Source organism: Natronoarchaeum sp. GCM10025321 (genome assembly GCF_042663585.1).
Lineage (GTDB): Archaea > Halobacteriota > Halobacteria > Halobacteriales > Natronoarchaeaceae > Natranaeroarchaeum.
In genome coordinates this window covers 2,597,068-2,621,774 of record NZ_JBHTAN010000006.1, presented here as the reverse complement: position 1 = coordinate 2,621,774, position 24,707 = coordinate 2,597,068, and the positions used below count along the sequence as shown (strand labels likewise).

Sequence of the window (24,707 nt, the reverse complement as noted above, 5' to 3'; positions counted from 1 at the left end):
TCGTCCGCTTGATTGGCCTCGGCTGTCTCTCGGCGGGAGTCGATAGCTCCTCGAAAACAGTCAGTGACGTGTCAGTTAGTCTTGAACGACGCTGAGGGTGGCCGGGATCAGTTTTCCGTAGCCGAGCATATACACGCCTGCGTACAGACACAGAATTCCCATGCCGGCGAGCCAGAGCGCGACCGTGGTCTCACCGCCGGACAGATACAGGTAACTGTTCAATTCGGCGACGAGACCGACTCCCGTTACCACTACGGTAAGGGCGAAATACGCAAGCAGTTCGACCAGCACTTCGAGTTGCATGTCCACAAGAACGATATCGGCTGATATTACTCTTTTGTTCGCTCTCATCTCTCCACTCACTACCAAGAAGTTTATAACTGATCGACGGACGAAGGGGCATATGGCACATACGTCGGGTCGCTATGGCGACCTCAACTATCCCACGCTGACGAAGTACGGGTTTCTGCTCGGAGTCGGACTGTTCATCGGCGGTGTCGTCGGGGAGTTACTGTTCGCAGGCGTCTTGCTCTCTGATGTACCGGGCTGGACACACACGCTGTTTTTCGATATGGAAGCGATCGGCGTCGTCGTCGCGTTCCTCTCTGTCGTCGTCTTCGGCGTCATCCTTCCGCTGACGGAGTAAGCAGAGTATGACGCAGTTCCCCGCCTCTCGCAACGTCCTCGAACCTGACTGTTCGCGCTGCTCGGCGCTCACTGAATCCCGGGAGTGCATCTCGTGGGGCACCGGTCCGCTCGACGCGAGCGTCGTGGTCGTTGGCGAGGCTCCCGGCGCAGGGCTACCGCCGGACGACGCGTCCGACGAGCGCTGGCGCGGCGGCAACTGGACTGGCAAAGCGTTCACCACGCGCCACTCCGGGCGGCGGATCCGCAGGCTACTCGCCGACGCAGGCTACGGCGAGGACGCGTACTTCACGAACGCCGTCAAGTGCTTTCCCGAGGGCGAAGACGGGTCGAACCCCGAACCGACGGACGAGGAACGGCGGACCTGCAGGGGCCACCTCGAAACCGAACTCGAAGGAATCGACCCGGACGTGCTCGTCCCCGCTGGCAAACACGCCACCCGATCGGTCTTCTCGCTCGCCGAGCGCTCGCTCGACGGCTTTCTGGACTGCGTTCTCGACCCTGTCGACCTGGCGGGAATCGATCCGGCCGTTCTCCCCGTCCTGCACCCGTCCTATCGGGACGTCTGGATCGCTCGCCTCGGCTACGACGTCGAGGAGTACGTCGCTACGTTCGCCGAGCGACTCGACGCGCTCATGGAGTGAGGGCGTGGGCAACGTTTTTGCTATCGGCCGCCGAGGCATTCGAGTATGAGCGAGGACTGCATCTTCTGTGCGATCGTCGACGGAGAGATTCCGAGCCACACCGTCTACGAGGACGACGAAACGCTCGCGTTCCTCGACGCCAACCCGCTCGCCCCCGGCCACACGCTCGTGATCCCGAAAGCACATCACGAGACGCTGAACGCCCTCCCCGAGGATCTCGCCCCGAAAGTGTTCGATACCCTCCACTCCCTCGTCCCGGCCGTCGAGGACGCGGTCAGTGCCGACGCCTGCAACGTCGCGTTCAACAACGGCGAGGTGGCTGGCCAGGAAGTCCCTCACGTCCACGGCCACATCATCCCCCGGTTCGAGGGCGACGGCGGCGCGCCGGTCCACGCCATTGCGGGCGACCGCCCGGACCTCTCGGACGACGACCTCGACGATATCGTCGAAGATGTCAGAGAACGAACCTGAACGCGTCCGCGGGCGTCGGTGCGAACGAAAACGCGTTTAACCGACGCCGGAGTTCCATCGGGTATGATCCTCAGCGGACGCCACTCCCAGTCGATCGCGGCCGAACTGGCGGAGCGGCTTGACGAACCGCTCGCGCCCGTCGCATTCGACCGGTTTCCCGACGGCGAGTTGATGGCTAGCATCGGCGACGTGACACCGGCGGACGGCGAGCGGGCTATCGTCGTCGCCTCGACGCCGAGCAGCGACGCACACATCGAACTGCTCCAGCTTCAGGACGCCGCCCACGAAGCCGGCTACGGGGAGGTCATCACCGTCGTCCCATATCTGGGCTACGCGCGACAGGACCAGGCGTTCGAGCAGGGCGAGCCGGTTTCGGTCCGTGCAGTGGCCCGGGCGATCAGCACGGGCGCTGATCGGGTGCTGACGATCGACCCCCACGAGGAGGACGTCTGTGACTTCTTCGACCCACCTGCGACGCCGATCAGCGCGGCCGCTCGGCTCGCCGAACCGCTGCCTGAGGACCTGATCGATCCGCTCTTTCTCTCCCCGGACGCCGGTGCGATCGATCTTGCCGAGACGGTCCGGGAGGCCGCCGGTACCGGGACGGTCGATTACTTCGAGAAGACACGACACTCCGGCTCCGATGTCGAAATATCGCCGAGCGACACGAGCGTCGACGGCCGTGACATCGTCGTTGTCGACGACATCATCGCTACCGGATCCACGATGAGCGAGGCCCTCACCATTCTCCAGGAGCGCGGTGCAAACCGGGTTTTCGTCACTTGCATCCACCCGTTGCTCGCCGGCAACGCGGTCACGAAACTCTCGCGGGCTGGCGTCGATACTGTCTACGGTACTGATACGCTCGAACGCCCCTGCAGTGCCGTCAGCGCCGCGCCAGTAGTCGCCGACGCGCTTGCAGATCAGCTCTGAGTTTTCACGAGAATTTATAAACGATCGGGCGGCCAGCCACCGCGTGCGCTGACTCTTTACCACGACGCCGGTCTGCGCGGGTGCGTGGCACGCCGCGTCGTGACGTCTTCGTGCCGCCTGTTCGCTCTCTCTGCTGGCAACCCTACAGCTCCGACAGCGCCGCCTCGATCTCGTCGTAGTCCGGGAACTGCGGCCACTCCTGGGCGACCCAGGCGTACTCGACGACTCGCTCATCGTCGAGCAAGTACACCGCCGGGCGTGGCTCCGACACGCCGGTCATCCCGTCGAGGTCGTTGGGAATGCCGTACTCGACGGCGACGGTGTTGTTCGGATCGCTGAACAGGTCGTAGTCGATCCCACGCTCCTCGATCAGCCGCTTGTGGGAGTACGGATCCGATATCGACAGTCCGACGATCCGGACGTCGAACTCGGTCTCCCACTCTCGGCCGCGAATTTCGTTCCAGATGTAGGTCGCCGGAAACGCACCGTCCATCGTGTAGAAGACGAGGAGCACCGGCCCATCCTCGGTCAGGTCCGATAGCGACCGGTCCTCCCAGAACTCCTCGTTGACGAGCGGCCGGGTAAAGTCGGGTGCAACGTCGCCTTCCTCGACGTGGTCTCGCTCCGGCAGGTCGACGACGTCGAAGTCGAGTTCGACCATTAGGCGCTCCCCCCGTACGTCCGTTCGAGATAGTCGACGATGTTCGCACTCTCCGTCATCGTGACGCCGGTCGACTCGTCGACGATTGCGGGAACCGTCCGTTTCCCGCTTATTCGCTTGACGACGTCTCGGTCGGAATGCATCGGTTCGACGAACCGGGATTGGTAGTCCAGCTCCAGTTCGTCCAGCATCCGTGTGACGCGCTCACAGAAGGGGCAGGCCTGGAGGCGGTAGAAGGTGATCGGTGTCTCGCTCATAATCGACCAGTGGGTCTGGACGGCTGAAAACGTTGGCTTCGCGGCGATCGATCTCACCTCTGATCGGATCGACCGACGGTTCACCACCACCTGATAATCAGGGAATAACCGCGTCCGGTTGCTCCAGGCACCCCTCTCAGCCTCACAAGAGTTAATTCATCCGCCAGACAACTACCCCTAGATGACGATACCCCTCTCATCGATTTTGCAGGCGTCTACACTCGGGTTTACACTGTTCGGCTTCGAACTGACGGATTCGACAGTCACTATCGCAGGAGCCGCCGTGCTGGTTTTTCTGATGGGGCTGTCAGCGTTTTTCTCCTCCTCGGAGATAGCCATGTTCTCGCTCCCGGATTATCGGACCGATGCTCTGGCTGACGAGGGGCGGCCGGGGGCGTCGACACTCAAACAGCTCAAAACCAATCCTCACCGGCTACTGGTGACGATTCTGGTCGGGAACAATCTGGTCAACATCGCGATGTCCTCGATCGCAACCGGCCTGCTGGCGATCTATTTCAGCCAGGGGGTGGCGGTTGCGGGTGCAACCTTTGGCATCACCGCTGTCGTCCTGCTGTTCGGTGAGAGTGCGCCAAAATCCTACGCGGTCGAGCACACCGAATCGTGGGCGCTCCGGATCGCTCGCCCGCTGAAACTATCGGGCTACGTACTCCTGCCGCTGGTGGTGACGTTCGATTTCCTCACCCGGCAAGTAAATCGACTCACCGGCGGGCAGGCGGCAATCGAGTCGGGGTACGTGACCCGCTCGGAGATCCAGGACATGATCGAGACCGGCGAGCGCGAAGGCGTCATCGAGGAGGAAGAACGCGAGATGCTTCAGCGGATCTTCCGGTTCAACAAATCCATCGCCAAGGAGGTGATGACGCCGCGGCTTGACATGACTGCGGTGCCGGTCGACGCCAGTATCGACGAGGCGATCCAGACCTGTGTCCAGAGCGGCCACGCTCGCGTCCCTGTCTACGAGGGGAGCCTCGACAACGTGATCGGCGTCGTCCACATCCGTAATCTGGTTCGGGACGTCAACTACGGGGAGACGGAGGCGTCGGAACTCGAACTCGACGATCTCATCAGCCCGACGCTACACGTCCCCGAATCGAAAAACGTCGACGAACTGCTGACCGAGATGCGCGAAGAGCGGATGCATATGGTGATCGTGATCGACGAGTTCGGTACTACGGAGGGCCTGATTACCATGGAGGACATGGTCGAGGAGATCGTCGGCGAAATCCTCGAAGGCGGCGAAGAAATGCCGATCGACTACCTCGAGGACGGCGCTGTCGTCCAGGGAGAGGTCAATATCCACGAGGTCAACGAGGCTCTGGAGATCGACCTCCCCGAGGGCGAGGAGTTCGAGACCGTTGCAGGCTTCGTGTTCAACCGTGCCGGGCGACTCGTCGAGGAGGGCGAGCAGATCGAGTACGACGGGATCCGGATCACTGTCGAGGAGGTCGAGAACACCCGCATCAAAAAGGCACTGCTGAAACAGGTCGAACGCGGTGAGGAGGAAGAACAGGAAGGCGTCGCCGACGTCGAGGACCTCTAGGCGCCCCGTCTACAGGAAGAAATCGACAGTCGAGAAGGCGCCGAAGCCGACGATAACTGCACCGACGAGCGACGCCACCCAGGCAAGCACGGTGTAGCCCATCTTGGACCCGCTGACGCCGCCGTCTCCTGCGGCGTAGCCGCTCCCGATGATCGAACTGACGATGATCTCGTTGAACGAGACGGGGATGCCAAAGAGAACTGCTGTCTGTGCGATGGCAAACGAGGGGATCAACGCCGCAATCGAGCGGCGCGGACCGAGCGAGGAGTAGTCCTGTGCGATCGCCTTGATCATCCGCGGCGCGCCGGTCCACGACCCGATCAGGAGGCCGATACCCCCACCGACGAGGATCGCCGTAATCGAGATACCCTGTGGCTCCAACAGGGGCAAGAGCGGGCCGATCGCGAGACCGACCTGACTGCCCCCGGCCGAGAAGGCGACGAGGCCGCCCATCACGAGCAGAAACCGACGCTGACCGCGATCCGCATCGATGCCCATCTCGCGGTAGAGCAGTCCTGCGCCGACGACGGCCAGACCGAGCGAAGCGATCGCCTGTCCTACCAGTCCCGGCCCGGTGAGCGACCGCCCGACCTCGGCCGCCAGCGTCGCTCCCTCACCGGACGGGCCCAGCACGACGAACTCGATGTTCGCGAGAATCAGGCCGACCAGTCCTGCCAGCAGGGGGACTGTATAGCGCTCCGCCAGCGACTCCCTGCGGAGTAGCTTCGCCGTGGTGAACGCGATACCGCCGCCGACGAAGGGTGTGAACACCCACAGCGTCGTGATTTCGGCGTACTTCGCCCACGCGGGGTCGCCCCCCATCGCCAGACCGACGCCGACGACGGCGCCGGTGACAGTAAACGCGGTCGCTATGGGATACCCCGTAAACACGCCGATAGCCACGAGCGTCGCGGCGATGATCAGCGCGAGCGTCGCGGCAGTCGCCGTCAGCGTTACGTCGCCGGCGATCAGTTCCCGTCCGATCGCTTCGGAGACGTTCGCGCCCTGCAGGACTGCACCGCCGAAGCCGAGCAGTCCTACAAAGAATCCGGCTCGCATTACCGATACCGCGTTCGCACCAACCGCGGGTGCAAACGGGGTCGAGCCGCTCGATCCAGCACCGATTGCCCAGGCCATAAACAGGCTTGCCAGACACGCAATACCCAGCGTCGCCAGCGTCGCGGCGTCGACCATCTACCCCGGGCTTACCCGTGGGTAGTATAAGTGCTTACCGTACTGACGCTGTTCTCGCCGCGTAATCGAGTGTCCCGCTTCTTTGCTCTTCGATCCAAGGCACCACGACGTCCGCGAGTCGGTCGTGGGCCTCCTCGTAGCTCAGCGGCGAGGCCGAATCCCCGCGCTGGCCGCGATAGGAGCCGAACTGCGTGTGGTTCATCCCCGGGATCTCCTCGCTGGTCGTGGTTGGCGGGAGGCGGTCCTTGCTGGCGCGGTACGCCTCCCGGTCGAGCACCGTATCCGCGCTCCCAGTGACGCTCAGAACCGCCATCTCCCGGTCGCTCACGTCCTCGTTGCAGTAGGATGCGAACATGAGCAGGCCCGCGACTTCCTCGTCCGCGGCATACCCGCAGGCTGCGACGCCGCCCAGCGAGTGTCCGCCGACGACCCATGTCTCGATCTGTTCTTTGCCGGCCCGAATCTCGCCCGCGGCATCACTGTCGAGTAAGGCGATATTTAACGGCATCTCGGGGATGTACACCGTCGCGTTGGCCTCCGTAACGAGCGGGGACAACGACTCGTAGTAGGCGTTCGGTGCGACGCGTGCGCCGGGATAGAAGACGACGCCGACGTCCGACTCGGCGTCAGTCGGCGCGAGGACGGCGACGTCGCCCTCCGTCTCGATGGAGACGCGCGGATCGTCTTCTACCGACTGGATCGACGACTCGGAACCCTCGTAGGGTAGCGAGAGATAGACGACACCGCCGCCGAGTACGACGAGGAGGACCACGAGGACGGCTATCGCTCCCTGTTTCCACGAAACCATGCTGGATAGCGCGGTCCGAATCGACAAAAAGGGTGGCTATCGGTGTCCCGCAACCGGGGTGTTACGTCGTCGTTAGCTGTTGCGAACCGCGGACGCGCCGAGTTTGACCAGTCGATAGCCGGCATATGCGACCGAGAGGAAGACCGTCGCGGCGACGACGACGCCCGCCACGATAGCGGGGCCGCTCGCCGGTTCGGCCAGGTCCTGCTCGGAGTTACAGCTCTCACAGCCGCCGGAGCTACAGGACCCCCCCTCGTGCCCGCCATCGTCGAGCAGGTCGATCGCCTCGCTGAGTTCCTGGCTCCCTTCGACAGTCGCCCGCTCGTCGAGGCGTGAGAGCTCTGGCCCATCGCCGGTGCTCCCGCCGTTCGTTGCCGGGTCGCTGACGCTCCCGCCGGTCGCCGACGTCTTGACGGGGTCGTCGAGGTCGTCACCGAGAGTCGGTTCCTCGTCGCCGAAGATCGTCGGAGCCTGTGATCGCAGCGTGTCGAGGCCCGCCTCGATCTGCTCTTGATCCTGATGCCCGACCGCGTACTCGGCCAGTTCGTCAGCCAACTCCTGTGCGCGCTCGGCGCGGGCCGTCTCGACGTTGGCTCTGACCGCATCGAACAGACACCGGCCGAGCCAGTGTTCGAAGATCGGGTTGTCGTATTCGGCCTCCAGTGCTCTGAGCCGTTCTAGCTTCTCCTCGCCAGCCTCGACCTCGGCGTCGTACAACGAGGCGCGGGCGGAGTAGAAGGTCGCGACCGCCGCCCAGGTTGCGCTCGTGGGGGTATCGAGACGCTCGTGATACTCGTTCGTCTTCCCGGCCCAGTGCTCGATGCGGCCGTAATCGGCTAGCTCGAAGCTGATCCGGGTCACGTTTGCGGCCGCGATCGGGAGCCATCTGACGATCTCCGCTTCGACGGCGGGATACTGCTGGGCGAGGGTCTCGATCCGTGCGATCCGACGCTCGATCGACTCGACGTCTTCCTGTGCGGCGTCGGTGTTGGTTCGCCCGGCAAGCACGCCCGCAAGCCCGACTGCGACATCGCCGTCGGGATGCGAACTGTACAGCGTCTCGGCACGTGAGAGGAAATCAGTGTCGTCGCCGCCGAGATACCGCTCGGCGTGGGCGTAGCCGCGCATGACTGCGGCCGCGACGTCTGTCTCCTCGTGGTTCTCGTAGAGGGCTTCGAGTCGGTCGAGCAACGGTTCGATCCGCTCGGGCTCCTCGGCCTTGCCGTAGGCGTGGATCGTCCCCGCGGTCGCCCGCGCCAGGGGTGCGGCAATGGTCGGCTCCGGCCGCTCCGCGTACAGCGTTTCGATCTCCTCGCGGTGGCTCTCGATCCGGCCCGGATCGATCCCCGTCTCGTAGACGCCATCCCGGTCGTGGACCGCCGTCGCGTTCGCTCGCGCAATAGCGAGGTGGATGTCGACGTCGGCGTCCGGGTGTTCCTGATGAAGCCGGTCGAGACGCTCTAGCATCGTCTCTTCCTCGTCGAACTCCCCGCGGCTCCCGTAGGCATCAGCCAGTGCGACGAGCGCGTCGACCAGTCGCGCTCGCTCGTCGTCGTCTACCGTCTCCACCGGCGGGTCCTCGAAGGCACCGATCTGCTCTTCGAGTTCGCCCACCGTCCGGGTATCACTGTCAAACATCGATCTCTCCGAATGCGTTCGCTCTACTCACACGTAAAAACACGCTTCTCGGTTCGTTCGACCGGCTCCACACCTTTTTTATCGGAGGTGCCAGTGGTGGCAGTGCAAAACGGAGATCCGCACTGCTCTCGGAGGCAGTTCGTCGGGCCGTCGTTCGTTCGGATCGCCGATAGTTCTTTTCCGGTCTCTTCCGTACGCCCCGTCATGGAGAAAGTCCGCATCGACGACGTCGAGGACGAACTCAGCCCGCTTGGCGTCCACAGCGTCCGAAAACCGGTCTCCGCCGTGCTCGGAGCGACGGAGTTCGCGATGAACTACTTCGAACTGGAGCCAGGCGAATCGTTTTCGGGTGGCCTGCACACTCATCACGATCAGGAGGAGGTGTTCTACGTCGAGGAAGGGACGGCGACGTTCGACGTGGGCATCGAGCGCGAGTCGGTCGAGGTGGCGGCCGACGAACTCATCCGGTTCCCGCCGGGAGAGTTCCAGGAGGGGTACAACGATGGCTCGGAGACCGTCGTCGGGTGGGCTATCGGCGCGCCCGGTGCGAGCCACGACTGGGACGCCCTGCAGTCCCGGATCTACTGTCCGGAGTGCGAGGAGGAGACGACGCAGGATACGACGATGGTCGACGGGACGTTCCAGTTCACCTGCACGGAGTGTGGGGCGGAACAGCCCTAGAGTCGCTCGGCGACGTCTTCGGCGAAGTAGGTGATAATCAGGTCCGCGCCGGCCCGTTTGATCGAGATGAGCGACTCCAGCGCGGTCGCTTCGAGCTCTAGCCAGCCCTGCTCGGCGGCGGCGTGCAACATCGCGTACTCGCCGCTGACGTTGTAGGCGGCGACGGGCCGGTCGAACTCCCGGTCGACGTTCCCGACGATATCGAGATACGGGAGTGCGGGCTTGACCATCAGGACGTCCGCACCCTGCTCGACGTCGAGTGAGACCTCGCGGAGCGCCTCCTCGCCGTTTGCGGGATCCATCTGGTAGTGTCGGCGGTCGCCGAAGGCGGGCGCGCCGTCTGCGGCATCCCGGAACGGCCCGTAGAAACTGCTCTCGTACTTCGCGGCATAGCTCATGATCGGCATGTCCTCGAACGCCGCGGCGTCGAGGCCCTCCCGGATCGCTCCGACCATCCCGTCCATCATGCCGCTTGGGGCGATCATGTCCGCGCCGGCCTCGGCCTGCGAGACGGCGATGCGGTCGAGCAGGTCCAGTGTCTCGTCGTTGTCGACCGTGAGTCGGGGGTTCTCGGCGGCGTCGTCTTCGAGCACGCCACAGTGGCCGTGGTCGGTGTACTCACAGAGACAGAGATCCGTAATCACGTAGGCATCGGTTTCGGCCGTAATGCGTCGCGTTGCCTCCTGGATCACGCCGTCCTCGGCCCATGCCCGTGTCCCACGAGCGTCTTTCGACTCGGGAATCCCGAAGAGGATGACGGCCTCGACGCCCGTTTCGAGCACCTCCTCGACCCGGTCGACGGCGTCGTCGACCGGGACGCGCTCGTGGCCCGGCATGGTGTCGATCGGCACCCGCTCGTCGGTCGTCGCGTCCACGAACACCGGCGCGATCAGGTCGCTCGCCCGGAGTTCGGTCTCACGGACGAGTTCGCGAACCCCGTCTCGCCGAAGCCGGCGGGGGCGGTCTGTCAGGTCCATATCTACGATTGGATCGGCCACCGCAAAATCCCATCGTTCGTCGCGTCGTCGCCGCACCTCTTGGAGCCGTTACTCGGCGTCGACAGCGTCCCCGTCGAGGTAGGGTTCACAGACGCGTTCGACGCCCTCCTCGAAGCCGATCCGGGGGTGCCAGCCCGTCGCGTCGCGGATCTTCGACGCATCGGCACAGGTGTCGTGAACGTAGTTCTCGATGGGAATCGGTTCGTACTCCGGGTCGACGTCGGTCCCCAGCGTCTCGTTGATGAGGTCGACCATCTCGTTGAAGGAGTAGGTCTCGCCGGTCCCGAGGTTGTAGACGCCCGCTAACTCGTTGTCTGCGGCGAGTTCGATGCCCCGAACGACGTCCTCGACGTGGGTAAAATCGCGCGTCTGACTCCCGTCGCCCCACAGCACGGGCGGGGTGCCGTCCGCGACCTTCTCGGTGAACTGCGAGACCGTGTTCGCGTACTCGCCTTTGTGCGCTTCGGCTCCGCCGTAGCCCTCGTACACCGAGAAAAACCGCAGGCCAGCCAGTGTTACGTCGTCGTAGAAGTTCCCGTAGTACTCGGCGTAGCGCTCCCGGCCCAGCATCGAGGCGTCGTAGCCAGTCGCGGCTTCGATGGAGATGTCCTCGGGCGTGGGTTCAGTTCGGCTCCCGTAGATCGACGACGTCGACGCGTAGACGAACGTCCGACAGCCGTCGTCGTACGCCTGCTCGACGACGTTGACGAACCCCTCGACGTTGACTCGGGCTCCGTGCCTCGGGTTTTCTTCGAGTTGCTGGCGACTCGACAACGCCGCCAGGTGGAAGACGACGTCGACGTCGGTCGGCAGGTCCTCGTCCAGCACGTCTAGCTCGACGTACTCGACATCGTCGTCGAGGTTCGCTTCTGTCCCGAGGAAGCCGTTATCCAGTGCGATCACGTCGTTGTGCTCGGCGAGCGAGTTCGCCAGGTTCGAACCGATAAATCCCGCTCCGCCGGTCACGAGCACACGAGCATTCTGCATACTGGCCGGTTCGCCGCTACGGCGTAAAACAATTACTGGATCGCTGGCCGCGTCGCGACGCTACTCATCCGTGGACGGCTGCCACGGAGTCCCGTCCGTGACCGGTGACGCGTCCTGCGACTGGGGGGCGTTGTGGTATAGCTGTTCTAGCTGTACGATCGTCTTCTGTATGTCGTACCGCTCGATGGCAGACCTGGTCTCCCAGGCCGACGTGAGCGCGCTCTCGATTGCTGTCGCCATCTCGTCGCAGTCGCCGTACGGGAACCGCGCTCCGTTGTCGGAGCCGATCGTTCGGTCGAACGGCGGAACGTCGGCGGCGACGACGGGCGTCCCGCAGGCGTTCGCTTCGAGCGTCGAGAGGCCGAGCGTGTCGGCGGTCGAGGCCGTTACGAACGCATCGATCGAGGAGTAAAACGTCGGTAGCTCCTCTCTCGGCAGGAAATCACGGAACTCGACGTTGTCGGGCGCGGTCGCTTCGAGCGGCTCACGGCGTGGCCCCTCGCCGACGATGACGAACTCGTACTCCGGGCAGTCCTCGGCGACGCGCACGATCTCGCTCACGTTCTTCTCCATGCTAAGCCGGCCACTGTACCCGATTACCGTCCGGTCCGGGTCCGGATACCAGTCCTCCTCTGTCGGCGCGAAGAAATCCATGTCGATCCCGACGGGCAACTGGACGTGCTCGACCGTCCGTTCGATCTGCCCGGTCGAGGTCGTCACGATGTCGAAACTCTCCAGCAGTGTGTTCTCCCAGGGCACGTAGATCGATCCGAGCAGGCTCGCCACCGAGGCGAGTTTGATGCTCTGCTGGAAGTACTCCTCGATTGGGGTGTGGTGGGTGTAGATGGCCGGGAGATCCTGTTTCCAGGCGTAATACCGGCCGAGCAGCCCCACGGTCGCCGGGCCGTGACAGTGGACGATATCCAGTTCCGGTAACGTCGATGGCCGTCTCAGCAGTGGGATGCGATAGCCCGAATAAAACGGGTTCGGCATCGACCTGACCGGAACCTCCCGCTCGTCGGGGTCGTAGTCCCCGTCGGGATAGATCACGTACACCTCGTGACCGGCCGCCTCCAGTTCCTCCCGCCAGAGGTCGATCGTATACGTCACACCGTCGATTTCGGGAAAGTAACTGTCGGTGAAAAATCCGATTTTCATTTAGCACACCTCCTCGTATAGCTGTTCGTACCGTCCCGCTACTGCCGACAGCGAGAACGCCTCGCTCCGCTCGGCAGCGTTCGCACCCAGGCGCTCGCGCCGTTCCGGCGCGCGAAGTCGTTCGAGCGCGTCGACGAACCCCTCCTCTTCGCCGACTTTTATACTGTTCTCGCCGTCGTCGAGCCACGAGAACGTCTCGATATCCCGGACGACGACCGGTTTGCTGGCCGTCATCGCCTCCAGTAGTGCGATCCCCTCGTTCTCTTCGTGCGTCGGGAAAAAGAAGATATCGCCCGCTGCGTAGGCTCCGCGGATATCGTCGACGTAGCCCGTGAACGTGCAGTTCGGTGGCGCGCCGTCGATCAGCGACGTCGTCGAGCGACCCTTCAGGGACCGATCGATCGGCCCGAACCAGACGAAGTCAATGTCGGGGAGCCGACGCGCCGTCTCGACGAACGTTTCTAGTCCCTTCCGCTTGATGACGTGCCCGACCAGGAAGACGACCGGTGACTCCAGATCGTACCGCTCCCGGTACCGCTCGGACAGGGACTCGTAGCCGTCCAGTTTCTCGCGGTCGACGCCGTTCGAGATGACAGTCGTGGGGACATCGGCGTACGTCTCGATCAACCCCCGGTTGTACTCCGAGGGGCAGACGAGAGCGTCTGCAAGCCCGTAGGCTCGTTCCAGATACGGGCGCAGTGGCTTTGCGAGCGCGTTCGTGAACCGAAAGCTATCGCCGAAGTCCTCCGCGGTGACGTGGGTATGCGCGACTACCGGAACGCCCTGAGAGCGTGCGCGTCTGGCGTACCAGACCGACCGCGGGCCCATGAGGTTGCAGTGGAACACGTCCGCGTCGAGCGTCGGTTCGGTCGTATACTCCAGGCCGATCCGATCCAGCATTTTCCGCTGGTTCTTGACTGACTCGCTAATCCCGCCGGTAACGGCGTCTCCGAACTCGAAGTAGTGGCTGATCTTCATTCGACGACGAGCCACGGTGTCTCCATCAACGGTGGTATATGAGTCTCGATGTGGTGCTCCCAGACGCCCTCTTCGCCGAACGCTTCCCCGTGGTCGGAGACGACGACCACGCGCCCGTCTAGTTCGTCGATCAGGTCGGCGACCGATTCGAGCGCGATCCGCAGGTTCTCTTCGTGCAGGGCCATCGCAGTCGTGCGGGTGCCGTCACGGACCAGGTCGACCGGGTCGAGTTCGAGCCAGAGGCCAGCTTTCTGGGCCAACTCGCTGCCTTCGAGACGCTCCTCGACTCTGGGCCGGAGCGAATCGGCCATCGACGAGAGCGCTCCACCATCCTCGTCGTCGTCTTCCTCGTCCTGTCGGTTGATTCCCTTCCGGATCTGTTTGAGTTTCTGTCCTTTGCCGCGAGAGAGATAGGGCGCATGTGGCTGCATGTAGTGTAGCACCGTCCGGTCGGCCGCCTCGGCGACGTCACGGTGCTCCCGGAAGGCGTCTGCCAGACTGTCCGGCGGCACCGTCCCGAGGTCGTCGTCCCAGCCGTCCTTCCAGACGTCGAACACGTTCGTGATATGTTCGTTCGCCGTCCACTCGTAGTCGCAGGACGCACCCCACTTGAGTTCGTTCAGCGGGATGCCCAGATCGTTGATGAACGGGTTGGACGAAAAGTACGCGATGTCGTGTGTGTCCGTAAACGTCTGGTAGGCCCACTCTGGTGTCGAAGAACCCTTGCTCCGGCGCTTCTCCAGTGTCCCATCGAGATACTCGTCGTACACCTTGCTGAACACGTCGAACCGACACGCGTCGAGCACGATGCAGTAATCCCAGTCCGACTCCAGAAACTGCTGATCCTTCATTAGCTAACTCTCCTTTCATCCACTATGATACACTTTTTGATCCGAGGATCGGTTCGACGGCTCGCGTATACCATGGGTTTCAAGCGTTCCGTCCCGATAGTGCGTCCATGGCCGTTCAACGCCGACGTGCGCTCGTCCTGGGTTTCAGCGGTGCCCTCGTGGTGTTCGTCGGCCTGTTTCTCGTCGTTGGTCTCGGTGACGTCGTCGACGCACTGTCCACGGCTGACCTTCCCTACGTTCTTGCAACGTTCGCGCTCGGCTTCTGCTGGCTGGCCGCCTGGAGTCTGATGCTCCGGACGGTTATGGGGACGCTCGATGTCGACCTCTCCGCTGGGAGCTCCTTTCTGCTCTACGCCGGATCCGTCTTCGCGAACAACGTCACGCCGTTCGGACAGGCGGGTGGCGAGCCGATTGCCGCCCTGCTCGTCTCGAAAACGACTGACGCGCGCTACGAGACCGGTCTCGCCGGTATCGCCACGATCGACGTCTGCAACGTGTTCCCGTCCGTCTTGCTGGCGCTGGTCGGCGTCGGCTACTACGGAACGACTGCGACGATCGTCGACGAGGTCGAAGTCGCGACTGCGTCGGCGCTCGCCGTCGTCGTCGGTATCGTCCTCACCGCGCCGCTCGTCTGGCGCGCCCGAGAGGCGGTCGTCGACCGGGTGCCGCGGACCATCGGTGCGCTCGCATCGCGTCTGACCGCGGGACGCGTCGACGGTAACGTGCTCGCTGCGGCGCTGACCGAACGCCTCGAGGTGTTCGTCGAGAACCTTCGTCTGATCGCGGGCGACCGACGCCGGCTTGCCGTCGTCTTCGGACTGTCGCTTCTGGGCTGGCTCCTCCAGGTCGTCGCGCTTCTCGCGGCCTTTGCCGCGGTGGGCCACACCATCCCGGTCGCGGTGGCGTGTTTCGCGATTCCGCTGGCGAACCTCGCCGGAATGGCACCGTTCCCGGGCGGCCTCGGCAGCATCGAGGCCGCCTACGTCGCCCTGCTTTTCCCGACTACCGGCGTTCCCGTCGCTACGATCACTGCTGCCGTTCTCGTCTTCCGCGGGGCGGTCTACTGGTCGCCGATCGTGATCGGCGGGAGCGCCACGGCGATACTGGGCGCTCGGTCGACCGCGTGAGTCCATCTCAATCATCGACCTCCGAGGGCAGACTGGTCTCGTCGAGAGAGCGGTTCGTACCGGAGTCCCTATCGACGCGCTCGACGATCCAGGAGGCGGTGACGACACACCAGGTTCCGAGCGCCACGCCCGCGACGACGTCCGAGACCCAGTGGATGCCAAGCACCATCGTCGAGAGCACGACGCTCGTCGAGACGAACACGGCGATTTTGAACCACCGGGGATACGCGCGACGCGTCTGCCAGGCGAACAGCAACACGATGATCGCCATCGAGGTGTGTAGCGAGGGGAACACGTCGGAACCGTCGGAGACTGCGGCCGTAAGCTCCTGCGTCTCCGGGTACAACTGATACATCGTTCCGTCGACGTGCTCGCTGATCCAGTTGCGTGGCCCGTACGCGATGAACACCGAGTAGCTGATTGCGCCGATGGCGTAGTTGAGCACGTAGGCGATAAACAGCTTCTTGAGGTGGTTCTGTGACGGCAACAGGAAGTAGAGCACGATCGGGACGAGCAACAGGTACGGAAAGCCGAACATGTACATCACGGAGAAGAACCCGTAGGTGGCGTCCGGGACAAGGTTCTGGAGATGGGCAACGAACAGCCCTTCGACGGCATAGAGCGTGTCCGTGATGTTCCAGTCGATGGTTTCCGAGAGCATCAAACTGAGGTCGTTGGTCACCATCTTGAGCAGGAAAAAGACCGCGGCGACCGCTACGTACGGCGCGATTTCGGTTGCCCTGCGGCGCAGGTCGCCGCTGGCTCGTTCGAGTTGGTCGATGCTGGTACACAGTACACACGTCGTCAGCAGGGCGATACCGACGCCCAGGCCAGTGACGGCGACGACGGTAAGCAAAGTCATGGAACCGACCCTCGCTGTCTATGGAGGTAGGTCGGTTTCGTCTCGTGAGATATCGCGGGGATCATCTGTACCGTTATTGATACCAATTTCGGCAAACGGAATTAGTTTGTCGGTCCTACCACCGCCGGCACTGTTCGATCCTGCTACTAGCCTTCGCCTACTCGACCGATCCGCGCCCACTGGTACGAACGTCTGGAAGGTTTAAAGAGACCGGGCGCCTTCGATTCGAGTATGAGTCAGGCCACCAAAATCGTCGTCGGAACGATCGGCATCACGGGCGTACTTACTATCGTACTGATCCTGCAGACACTGCTCGCCTGATGTTTCAGGCCCGCGAACTCCCTGCTGATCTGGAAGCGATCCGCGAGGAGCACGCCCCGGATGCGATCGTGCTCGACGCCGCATCGGATTTCGAGATGCTTCCGCCGGCACAGGCCGAGGATCTGGGGTTGCTCGTCGACACGCTCGATCCCCACACCTATCCCTCGGAATGGCTGCCGGAGGACGCCCCGGCGCTCCTCAGTCGGTACGCCAGCAGCGACTTTACGATCGGGATGCCCGGCGACGCTAGCGTCGCGTGGACGCGCCAGACTGACCCACCAGTCGTGATCATCAAGCCGCGCGTCGAAGGTTCGCCCGACGACTTCGTCGACTTCCTGATCGCCGAGGCGCTCGTCGAGGTCGGCCTTGACGTCCCCGAACAGTTCATCGGCTTCTTCGAGGACCAGTACCGCGACCTCGACGCGGCAGTCGAACTCGACCCCAACAGCACCTATCAGATCGCCGCCGCACTGTACGACGCATGGCTCGGTCTGCACACGCGAGACGTCTTCGCCGACTGGCTCGACACCCGGCCACGGCTTGGCGAGGCGTGGCAGGACGCCGGCGAGCGTATCGAAGGACGGCTTGCCGACGTGCCCGGCGCAATGGCTCGCGGTGAGACCGATTTCGCCGATGCGACCGAACTCGCCTGTAGCTCTCTCAAACACGCCCTGGAGCTACCCGCGCCGTTCACTGCCCTGGACACGGAGATGTATCGGGACCGGGGCCCGGACTACGCAGTCACGTGGGCCGAGAAGACGTTCGAAAACCGCTAGAGTACAGCGTTCTCAGAACTCGACGGTCGTTTCGCCGTCCTCGTTCAGATCGATGACGCCCTCGAACTGCTCGCGGTAGTCTCCGAGCACCTCCTCGGGATGCACCTCCTTCGAGAGATGGAATAGTCCGACCGCATCGTGGTCTTCCAGCAGATCCAGCAGTCGACCGACCGCCTCTTTCGCCGGGTCCTCGCCGGCGTAGTAGGCCAGTTCGGTGATCGAGTCGAGCGTGATCCGGAGTTTGCCGTCGTGTGATTCGAGGAACCGCTCGGCCTGCTCGACGATTCCGTCCAGGTCGTCCGGCGCACCGACGTAGTGGACCGACTCGCCGGTCCGCCGGGAGTAGCCCCGCTCGACGCTCAGCGTGTCGAGAATCTCGGCGCTGTCTTCGTCGACGTCGTAGTAGTCGAGTTTCTGCTTGACCTCTCGGGCGGTCGTCCGGGTCGAGATGACGAGGAAGTGATCCGTATCAGTTTTCAGAAAATCGGTGTCGATCCGATCGGTCTCGCCGGTGCTCGGGTGGAGCAACAGTACGCCGGTTCCGCCGGGGATTGTCTCCGGCGCCCCGTCGACTGCGAGCGCATAATCCATACATGTCGAAAACTGGTGAAAGGTATTAAGCCTGCGGGTCACGGCGGTCTGGCGGAAGACCGCATTGCGGCGCGACGAGTGCTGGTGGATCGGTCTCGCCTGCCGGCTCGACATGACGGCCGATGAGCAAACCTCATCGAGCCCTGTCTCGCCTACCGGCTCGACAGGATCTCTTCCCCTTCCAGCACGTCCTGCAGTTCAGCCATCGTCTCGACGACGACATCGCAGGACGGCGCGACGGCTGATTTCGGCTCGAAGCCGATTGCCTGCCCGGCGACTTCGAGCATCGGCAGGTCGTTCGCGCCGTCGCCGACCGCGACGGTCTCGGCCATGTCGACGTCTTCGCGCTCGGCCAGATCCGCGAGGGCGTCGTCTTTGGTCCCCTCGATCAGCGGCCCTTCGACCGTGCCGGTGAGGACGCCATCCTCGACGGGGAGTCGGTTGGCGACTATTTCGTCGACCCCGACGCCCTCGCGTTCGAGCGCCCGTTCGACGCCTCGCTCGAACCCGCCGGTGAGGATGGCGGTGTAGACGCCCGCCTCGTTGAGTCGGCGGATCGTCTCGGCGGCCCCCTCGCGGAGGTAGACTTCGTCGAAGGCAGCGCTGGCCTTCTCGTCGGGGAGGTCTTCGAGGAGGGCGGCCCGGCGTCGCAGGCTCTCGGCGTACTCGATCTCGTTGTTCATCGCCCGGTTCGTGATCTCGTCCATCTCGTCTGCGACACCGTACTGATCCCCGAGCAGCACCGTCATCTCGGAGTCCGATAGCGTGCCGTCGAAGTCGAACGCGAGTACTGTCATTGCCCGCTCGTTGGGGTAGTGGGGTTGAAAAGGGCCCGATTTCGCTCGCCACGCTCGGCTCCATGAAGAAAGGGTTATGACTGCCCCGAGCAATCCCTCGTGCATGAAGGTACTCGTAACCGATCCGATCGCGGACGCCGGTCTCGACCGGATCCGTGAGGCAGGCCACGAGGTCGAAACGGCCTATGACGTCGAGGGCGACGAACTGCTCGCAGCGATCGCTGACGCCCATGGGCTGATCGTCCGCTCGGGGACCGAGGTGACCGAGGAGGTCTTCGACGCGGCCGAAGAACTCGTCATCGTCGGTCGGGCCGGTATCGGCGTCGACAACATCGACATCGACGCGGCCACCGACCACGGTGTCATCGTCGCCAACGCCCCGCAGGGCAACGTCCGCGCGGCGTCGGAACACTCCGTCGCGATGGCGTTTGCGACCGCTCGCTCGATCCCGCAGGCACACCAGCGCCTCAAGAACGGCGAGTGGGCAAAAAGCGACTATCTCGGCACCGAGGTCAACGGCAAGACTCTCGGCGTTGTCGGTCTGGGTCGTGTCGGCCAGGAAGTCGCGAAAAAGCTCTCCTCGCTCGGAATGGATCTCGTCGCATACGATCCATATATCGGCCAGGAGCGCGCCGAACAGATCGGCGCCGAACTCGTCGACCTCGACGAGTGTCTCGACCGTGCGGACCTGCTAACCGTTCACGTTCCCCTGACCGACGAGACGGCGAACCTGCTGAGCGACGACGAACTCGCGAAACTCGAAGACGGGTACCTCATCAACTGCGCCCGCGGTGGCGTCGTCGACGAGGCCGCACTCGCCCGCGCCGTGGACGACGGCGTCATGGCCGGCGCGGCGGTCGACGTCTTCGCCGACGAACCGGTCCAGCCGGACAACCCGCTGCTCGGCGTCGAGGACGTCATCGTCACGCCCCATCTCGGTGCCAGCACCGAGGCCGCACAGGAGAACGTCGCGGTCTCGACGGCCGATCAGGTCATGGCCGCCTTCCGCGGTGAGCCGGTTATCAACGCGCTGAACGCCCCCTCGATCGACGAGAGCGCGTTCCCCCGCGTCGAGCCGTATCTCGACCTGGCCGACACCGCCGGCAAGGTCGCAGCACAGCTACTCGGCGATCGGATCTCCGAGATCGAGGTGAGCTACGAGGGCGAAATCGCCAACGAAGATGTCGATCTGGTCACCGCCAGCGCGCTGAAAGGCGTCTTCGCACCGCTCGAATGGCGCGTCAACGCTGTCAACGCCCCCAGCATTGCCGAGGAGCGCGGCATCGACGTCACCGAGTCGAAGACCCGCCAGTCCGAGGACTTCCAGAGTCTCGTCGGGGTCACCGTCCGCGATGGTGACGACGAGATTACCGTCGAGGGGACGCTCTTTGCTGGTGAGGACCCACGAATCGTCCGCATCGACGGCTACCGGGTCGACGCTATTCCGTTCGGCCACATGCTTGTCGCCCGGAACGACGACACGCCGGGCGTGATCGGCTACATCGGTAGCGTGCTCGGCGAACACGACGTCAACATCGCCGGGATGTTCAACGCTCGCGAGGCGATCGGCGGCGAGGCGCTGTCGGTCTACAATCTCGATCAGGGCATCCCGGACGAGGTCCGGCAGGATCTCGAAGACGACGACCGGATCATCGAGATCCGCCAGATCACGCTCGACGGCCGCGACGACTAACCGCGCCGTCTCCGTTTACGATCGGATGTATTTCTATTTGGTAGGAGCCGCCACTGTTTTACTGGTACAGTATGAATCGAGAAGAGACCTAGTTACATGGCCCGTTCTCCTGCGCCGATGACCGTACTACTCGTCGACCCGGTCGGCGAGCTCGGGCCGTTTTCGCGGACGCTCCACGAAACGGACGACACGATGACCCTCGAGACCGTCTCATCGACAGCGGAACTCGCCTCGACGTCGGTCGAGCCGGACTGTCTCGTCGTTCTGGAACACGAAGAGGAGGGTATCGACGGTGCCGAGCAGATGCACGCCGCCCGCGAGCATCTGCGTGACGTACCGATCGTGGTTCTCGCGGTCGATCCGCGGGCCTACTACGCTCCAGGCGTCCTTTCCGCGGGTGCTGCCGACGTCATCTGTGTCGACTCGGACATCGCGGCCGGGATCGACCGCCCTGTGCCGACAGTCCGGCGGATCAGACACGCGGCGGGAATGGGTGAGTCGTTCCAGACCGACGGTGAACTGCTCCATTCCGTGATGAAATACCTGCCCCACCAGGTATTTATCAAAGACGATGTCGGTCGGATCGCAGCCATTAGCGACGTCTCTGTGCGGGAGCACAGGGCCTCCCGCGAGCAGTTGATCGGGATGACCGATTACGACCTGTTCGAGCCACAGACGGCGGCTGACCTCCGCGCCCAGGAAGAGGAGATCATGGCGGCCGGAGAGCCGATGATCAACAACGTCGAGCACTTCACCGACGAAGACGGGCGGGATCGATGGGTGAACACGACCAAAGCCCCGCGATACGACAGCGAGGGCGACGAGGTGGCCGGCATCATCGGGACGGCCAGAGACATCACCGACCAGAAGCGAAACGAGAAGATGATGAACGGTCTGCACGCCGCGAGCCGGAAACTCGTCTCGGCCAAGAGTATGGAGCGGATCGTCGAAACGGCGGTCGAAATCGCCGAGGAAATACCCGGTCTGCCCATGCTCGACGTCCTGCTCTCCGACGCCTCCGGCGGATCGTTGCGGCCCGTCGCGACCAGCCGTGACGGGGGTCGCCCCTCGATTTACGACCGGTACACACAGTGGTTCGACCGCGCTTACGAGACGGAGAGCTTGCAGTTCATCGTCCAGCTATCCGTGGCCGACCGCTCGGCCGTCGTCGGCTACACCGAGTCGGAGCGGGCCGATAAAACCGACCCCATCGCCGTTGTACTCCCGCTCGGCGAGCACGGTGTGCTCGGGTTCGAGTCCACGAGCGACCCGCTCGACGAGTTCAGCATCGAGCTAATGAAGGTGCTCGCAGCGAACGTCGAGGCGGCGCTCGATCGGGTAGCGCGGGAGGACGCCATCCGCGAACGCGAGCGCGAACTCGAACGACAGAACGAGCGCTTAGAGGAGTTCGCGAGCATCGTCTCGCACGACCTTCGGAATCCGCTCTCGGTCGCACAGGGCTACGCTGAGATGTTCGACGAGGGCGACGAGAGCGGCCACCAGGTCCAGTGGGCGCTCGACCGGATGGAACGGCTCACCGACGAACTCCTGGCGCTCGCCCGCCAGGGGCAGATCGTCGGTAACACCGAAACGGTCTCACTGCGCTCGCTGATCGAGCGCGCCTGGCAGAGCGTCGATACCGGCGACGCGATGCTCGACGTCCGAGCCGATCTGGCTTTCGAGGCCGACCCTGGCCGGACCGCGGAGCTGTTCGAGAACCTGCTCAAAAACAGCGTGGAGCATGGCTCCACGAACAGTCGGTCGCAGACCGACGACAGCGTCGAGCATGTCTCGACGAGTACCGCCGACGCGGTGCGGATCACCGCCGGGACGGTCGCCGACGGCTTCTACGTCGAGGACGACGGTCCCGGCATTCCGGATGACCGGAAGCCACTGGTCTTCGATCAGGGATACTCCGGCGAGGACGGCACCGGGTTCGGACTGTACATCGTCGAGACGCTCGCCGAGGCCCACGAGTGGTCGGTGACGGGCACCGATGCGGAACACGCTCCGAGCGGTGCTCGCTTCGAGTTCACAGGGGTGGTACCCCGATGACTGATTCGCTCGAACCGATCGAGGTTCTGTTAGTCGACCCCGCCGAGAGCCTCGGACAGGCCGAACGGGCGCTTGCTGCCGTCGACGACGACATCACCATCTCGTCGGTCGCAACTCCGGATGCGATCGGTGATCACGCTCCCGATGCTGTGGTCGTCTCTCACGACCCCGCTGGTGACGTCGACGGGCGGACCCAGACCGCGCTGGTCCGCCTTCGACTGCCGGATACTCCGGTGATCGTCGTCGCTGACGATCCCTCCCAGACGTTCGTCTCGGAGGCGTTCGACAACGGGGCGGCGGACGTCATCTCGCTGCCGCCGACGGCGACCACCGACGACGATGTCTCGGTTGCGGTTACGCGGCGGATCCGGTCCGCCACTGACACCGGCGGTGAGTTCGCCAGTCACAGCGAGCAACTCGACTCGCTGCTGGAGTATCTCCCCCATCAGGTGTTTATCAAGGACGACCGTGGCCGGATCGCCGAGGCCAGTGCTGCCGCGGCCGAGGAGTACGGACTCACCCGCGAGCAGATGATCGGCCTGACCGATCACGAACTGTTCACGCCCGAGTACGCACACGAACTCTGGCAGGAGGAGCTGGAGATCATGGAGACCGAGGAACCGGTGATCAACCGAACAGAACATTACTCGGACGCGACGGGACGTGACCAATGGATCAACATCACCAAAGCGCCCAGATACGACAGCGACGACGAGGTCGTCGGCCTCATCGGCACGTCCGTCGACGTCACCGAACGGATGCGACAAGAGAAGATGGTCAACGCGCTCCACGCCGCGAGTCGCGATCTGGTAAGCGCCGAGTCCCGCGAGGAGATCGCCGAGATCGTCGTCGATATCGCCGACGACATCTCAGACCTGCCCGTTGTTCAGGTCTCTCTCGCCGAGGAGGACAGCGTAGAGCCGGTCTGTTCGCAGACGAGAACGGACCAGCCGTCAGTCTTCGAGGACCAGGAGGAGTGGTTCGAGCGGGCCTTCGAGGCGGGTCGCTCCCAGTTCATTCACGCTCCAGCGGACGGCTCGTCGCCGGCAGTCAGGACCGAGTCCGAGCTAGACGATATCGAGGAGTTCGGCCCCCATATCGTTACGATCCCACTCGGGGACCACGGCGTGCTCGGTTTCGGCGCGACCGGCGAACCGTTGAACGAGTTCGGAGTCGACCTCGCGGACGTGCTGGCCGCGAACGTCGAGACGACACTGTCCCGGATGACACACGAGGAGGCGCTGCGCGCCCGCGAGCGCGAACTCGCCCGGCAGAACGAACGCCTCGAAGAGTTCGCCGGGATCGTCTCGCACGACATCCGAAACCCGCTCGCGGTCGCGAAAGGTTACCTCCCACAGACAGATGTCGACGAGGAGATCAGGACGGAGATCAGCCGCTCGCTCGACCGGATGAGCCATCTCACCGAGGAGCTACTGACCCTCGCCCGAAAGGGCCAGATCGTCGGCGAGACGGCTCCCGTCTCGCTCGAGAGCGCGGCCCAGACCGCTTGGCAGAGCGTCTCGACTGACGATGCCACACTGGAGATCGATGTAACCGACGACATCGTCGACGCCGACCGCGAACGGCTCGTCGAACTGCTGGAGAACCTGTTTCGGAACGCTGTCGAGCACGGCTCGACAAGCCCTGACTCACAGGCTCGTCAGGATAGCGTGGAGCATGGCTCCACGAACAGTCGGTCGCAGACCGACGACCCTGTCGAGCACGGCTCCACGAGCAATCAGTCAGCGACCGGCGAGCCGTCGGTCACCGTCACGGTCGGCACGACCGAGACTGGTTGGTACGTCGAGGACGACGGTCCCGGAATCCCGGCCGAGGAGAAAGCTCGCGTGTTCGACCAGGGGTTCACGACGGATACGGACGGTACCGGCTTCGGGCTTTATATTGTACAGACGCTTGTGGAGGCACACGGCTGGTCGGTATCGGTCGTCGACACCGAGCGCGAGGCGGGCGCACGCTTCGAAATCGACACTAGCGAGGTGTAGACGGCCGAACGCACCGA

At 63.8% G+C, this 24,707-nt stretch carries 26 protein-coding genes; 11 read left to right on the top strand and 15 right to left on the bottom strand.

What is annotated here, in order from left to right:
- Positions 1 to 75 precede the first annotated feature (75 nt).
- Entirely contained in the window at positions 76 to 351 is a 276-nt protein-coding gene (locus tag ACFQL3_RS16355; RefSeq protein WP_377056231.1) for a hypothetical protein, read from the bottom strand.
- A 52-nt stretch (positions 352 to 403) separates the two neighbouring features.
- Here ACFQL3_RS16355 and ACFQL3_RS16350 point away from each other — a divergent pair, with 52 nt between their 5' ends.
- The 4 genes from ACFQL3_RS16350 (at position 404) to ACFQL3_RS16335 (ending at position 2,693) form a co-directional block, all read left to right on the top strand.
- Complete coding sequence (locus ACFQL3_RS16350) at positions 404 to 646, top strand: hypothetical protein (protein ID WP_377056229.1); 243 nt, start codon at positions 404 to 406, stop codon at positions 644 to 646.
- A gap of 7 nt (positions 647 to 653) precedes the next feature.
- Positions 654 to 1,289, top strand: coding sequence for a uracil-DNA glycosylase (locus ACFQL3_RS16345; RefSeq protein WP_377056227.1), 636 nt, complete (start codon positions 654 to 656; stop codon positions 1,287 to 1,289).
- A gap of 45 nt (positions 1,290 to 1,334) precedes the next feature.
- Entirely contained in the window at positions 1,335 to 1,760 is a 426-nt protein-coding gene (locus ACFQL3_RS16340; RefSeq protein WP_377056225.1) for an HIT family protein, read from the top strand.
- Positions 1,761 to 1,823: 63 nt separating this feature from the next.
- Positions 1,824 to 2,693 carry a ribose-phosphate diphosphokinase gene (locus ACFQL3_RS16335; RefSeq protein ID WP_377056223.1) on the top strand — a complete coding sequence of 290 codons (870 nt, stop codon included), beginning with the start codon at positions 1,824 to 1,826 and terminating at the stop codon, positions 2,691 to 2,693.
- Positions 2,694 to 2,835: 142 nt separating this feature from the next.
- Here the strand turns inward: ACFQL3_RS16335 and ACFQL3_RS16330 are convergent, their stop codons facing one another.
- The 3 genes from ACFQL3_RS16330 to ACFQL3_RS16320 form a co-directional block, all read right to left on the bottom strand.
- Positions 2,836 to 3,354, bottom strand: coding sequence for a redoxin domain-containing protein (locus tag ACFQL3_RS16330; RefSeq protein ID WP_377056221.1), 519 nt, complete (start codon positions 3,352 to 3,354; stop codon positions 2,836 to 2,838).
- Positions 3,354 to 3,611, bottom strand: a complete 258-nt coding sequence (locus ACFQL3_RS16325) for a glutathione S-transferase N-terminal domain-containing protein (protein ID WP_377056219.1) — start codon at positions 3,609 to 3,611, stop codon at positions 3,354 to 3,356. The genes ACFQL3_RS16330 and ACFQL3_RS16325 overlap by 1 nt, the downstream gene beginning before the upstream one ends.
- A 177-nt stretch (positions 3,612 to 3,788) precedes the next feature.
- The gene (locus tag ACFQL3_RS16320) at positions 3,789 to 3,950 is read right to left on the bottom strand and encodes a hypothetical protein (RefSeq protein WP_377057153.1); all 162 of its coding nucleotides are present in this window, start codon (positions 3,948 to 3,950) and stop codon (positions 3,789 to 3,791) included.
- Between ACFQL3_RS16320 and ACFQL3_RS16315 the strand changes: the two genes are divergently transcribed.
- A complete protein-coding gene (locus ACFQL3_RS16315; protein WP_377057130.1) occupies positions 3,880 to 5,172 on the top strand; it encodes a hemolysin family protein in 1,293 nt (430 codons plus the stop codon). The two genes, ACFQL3_RS16320 and ACFQL3_RS16315, sit on opposite strands and share 71 nt — an antisense overlap.
- 9 nt (positions 5,173 to 5,181) lie before the next feature.
- Here the strand turns inward: ACFQL3_RS16315 and ACFQL3_RS16310 are convergent, their stop codons facing one another.
- The 3 genes from ACFQL3_RS16310 to ACFQL3_RS16300 form a co-directional block, all read right to left on the bottom strand.
- Complete coding sequence (locus tag ACFQL3_RS16310) at positions 5,182 to 6,366, bottom strand: inorganic phosphate transporter (protein ID WP_377056217.1); 1,185 nt, start codon at positions 6,364 to 6,366, stop codon at positions 5,182 to 5,184.
- A gap of 34 nt (positions 6,367 to 6,400) precedes the next feature.
- Positions 6,401 to 7,174 (bottom strand): alpha/beta hydrolase, encoded by a 774-nt coding sequence (locus tag ACFQL3_RS16305; protein WP_377056215.1) that lies wholly within the window; start codon positions 7,172 to 7,174, stop codon positions 6,401 to 6,403.
- A gap of 72 nt (positions 7,175 to 7,246) precedes the next feature.
- Positions 7,247 to 8,812, bottom strand: a complete 1,566-nt coding sequence (locus ACFQL3_RS16300) for a hypothetical protein (RefSeq protein ID WP_377056213.1) — start codon at positions 8,810 to 8,812, stop codon at positions 7,247 to 7,249.
- Positions 8,813 to 9,016: 204 nt separating this feature from the next.
- On the opposite strand from ACFQL3_RS16300, the gene ACFQL3_RS16295 reads away from it, so the two are divergent.
- The gene (locus ACFQL3_RS16295; protein ID WP_377056211.1) at positions 9,017 to 9,493 is read left to right on the top strand and encodes a cupin domain-containing protein; all 477 of its coding nucleotides are present in this window, start codon (positions 9,017 to 9,019) and stop codon (positions 9,491 to 9,493) included.
- On the opposite strand, the gene hemB is transcribed toward ACFQL3_RS16295, so the two are convergent.
- The 5 genes from hemB to ACFQL3_RS16270 form a co-directional block, all read right to left on the bottom strand.
- A complete protein-coding gene (gene hemB, locus ACFQL3_RS16290; RefSeq protein ID WP_377056209.1) occupies positions 9,490 to 10,470 on the bottom strand; it encodes a porphobilinogen synthase in 981 nt (326 codons plus the stop codon). The two genes, ACFQL3_RS16295 and hemB, sit on opposite strands and share 4 nt — an antisense overlap.
- 69 nt (positions 10,471 to 10,539) lie before the next feature.
- Positions 10,540 to 11,478 carry an NAD-dependent epimerase/dehydratase family protein gene (locus tag ACFQL3_RS16285; protein ID WP_377056207.1) on the bottom strand — a complete coding sequence of 313 codons (939 nt, stop codon included), beginning with the start codon at positions 11,476 to 11,478 and terminating at the stop codon, positions 10,540 to 10,542.
- 60 nt (positions 11,479 to 11,538) lie between these two features.
- A complete protein-coding gene (locus tag ACFQL3_RS16280; RefSeq protein WP_377056205.1) occupies positions 11,539 to 12,636 on the bottom strand; it encodes a glycosyltransferase in 1,098 nt (365 codons plus the stop codon).
- On the bottom strand, positions 12,637 to 13,614 hold the full coding sequence (locus ACFQL3_RS16275; protein ID WP_377056203.1) for a glycosyltransferase family 4 protein: 978 nt from the start codon (positions 13,612 to 13,614) through the stop codon (positions 12,637 to 12,639).
- Positions 13,611 to 14,465, bottom strand: a complete 855-nt coding sequence (locus ACFQL3_RS16270; RefSeq protein ID WP_377056201.1) for a hypothetical protein — start codon at positions 14,463 to 14,465, stop codon at positions 13,611 to 13,613. Before ACFQL3_RS16270 ends, ACFQL3_RS16275 begins: the two co-directional genes overlap by 4 nt.
- A gap of 107 nt (positions 14,466 to 14,572) precedes the next feature.
- On the opposite strand from ACFQL3_RS16270, the gene ACFQL3_RS16265 reads away from it, so the two are divergent.
- Positions 14,573 to 15,592 carry a lysylphosphatidylglycerol synthase transmembrane domain-containing protein gene (locus ACFQL3_RS16265; RefSeq protein WP_377056199.1) on the top strand — a complete coding sequence of 340 codons (1,020 nt, stop codon included), beginning with the start codon at positions 14,573 to 14,575 and terminating at the stop codon, positions 15,590 to 15,592.
- A 7-nt stretch (positions 15,593 to 15,599) separates the two neighbouring features.
- Here the strand turns inward: ACFQL3_RS16265 and ACFQL3_RS16260 are convergent, their stop codons facing one another.
- The gene (locus ACFQL3_RS16260) at positions 15,600 to 16,454 is read right to left on the bottom strand and encodes a phosphatase PAP2 family protein (protein ID WP_377056197.1); all 855 of its coding nucleotides are present in this window, start codon (positions 16,452 to 16,454) and stop codon (positions 15,600 to 15,602) included.
- A 320-nt stretch (positions 16,455 to 16,774) separates the two neighbouring features.
- Here ACFQL3_RS16260 and ACFQL3_RS16255 point away from each other — a divergent pair, with 320 nt between their 5' ends.
- Positions 16,775 to 17,551, top strand: coding sequence for a DUF7089 family protein (locus ACFQL3_RS16255; RefSeq protein WP_377056195.1), 777 nt, complete (start codon positions 16,775 to 16,777; stop codon positions 17,549 to 17,551).
- A 12-nt stretch (positions 17,552 to 17,563) separates the two neighbouring features.
- Here ACFQL3_RS16255 and ACFQL3_RS16250 read toward each other — a convergent pair whose 3' ends face one another.
- Both ACFQL3_RS16250 and serB read right to left on the bottom strand, forming a co-directional pair.
- Complete coding sequence (locus ACFQL3_RS16250) at positions 17,564 to 18,142, bottom strand: DUF7090 family protein (protein WP_377056193.1); 579 nt, start codon at positions 18,140 to 18,142, stop codon at positions 17,564 to 17,566.
- A gap of 152 nt (positions 18,143 to 18,294) precedes the next feature.
- Complete coding sequence (gene serB, locus ACFQL3_RS16245) at positions 18,295 to 18,939, bottom strand: phosphoserine phosphatase SerB (RefSeq protein ID WP_377056191.1); 645 nt, start codon at positions 18,937 to 18,939, stop codon at positions 18,295 to 18,297.
- Positions 18,940 to 19,042: 103 nt separating this feature from the next.
- On the opposite strand from serB, the gene serA reads away from it, so the two are divergent.
- From serA to ACFQL3_RS16230, 3 genes are all read left to right on the top strand, one after another.
- On the top strand, positions 19,043 to 20,632 hold the full coding sequence (gene serA, locus ACFQL3_RS16240; protein WP_377056189.1) for a phosphoglycerate dehydrogenase: 1,590 nt from the start codon (positions 19,043 to 19,045) through the stop codon (positions 20,630 to 20,632).
- A 117-nt stretch (positions 20,633 to 20,749) separates the two neighbouring features.
- Positions 20,750 to 22,687 carry a PAS domain-containing protein gene (locus tag ACFQL3_RS16235; protein WP_377056187.1) on the top strand — a complete coding sequence of 646 codons (1,938 nt, stop codon included), beginning with the start codon at positions 20,750 to 20,752 and terminating at the stop codon, positions 22,685 to 22,687.
- Complete coding sequence (locus ACFQL3_RS16230; RefSeq protein WP_377056185.1) at positions 22,684 to 24,690, top strand: ATP-binding protein; 2,007 nt, start codon at positions 22,684 to 22,686, stop codon at positions 24,688 to 24,690. Before ACFQL3_RS16235 ends, ACFQL3_RS16230 begins: the two co-directional genes overlap by 4 nt.
- The last annotated feature ends 17 nt before the right edge of the window (positions 24,691 to 24,707 follow it).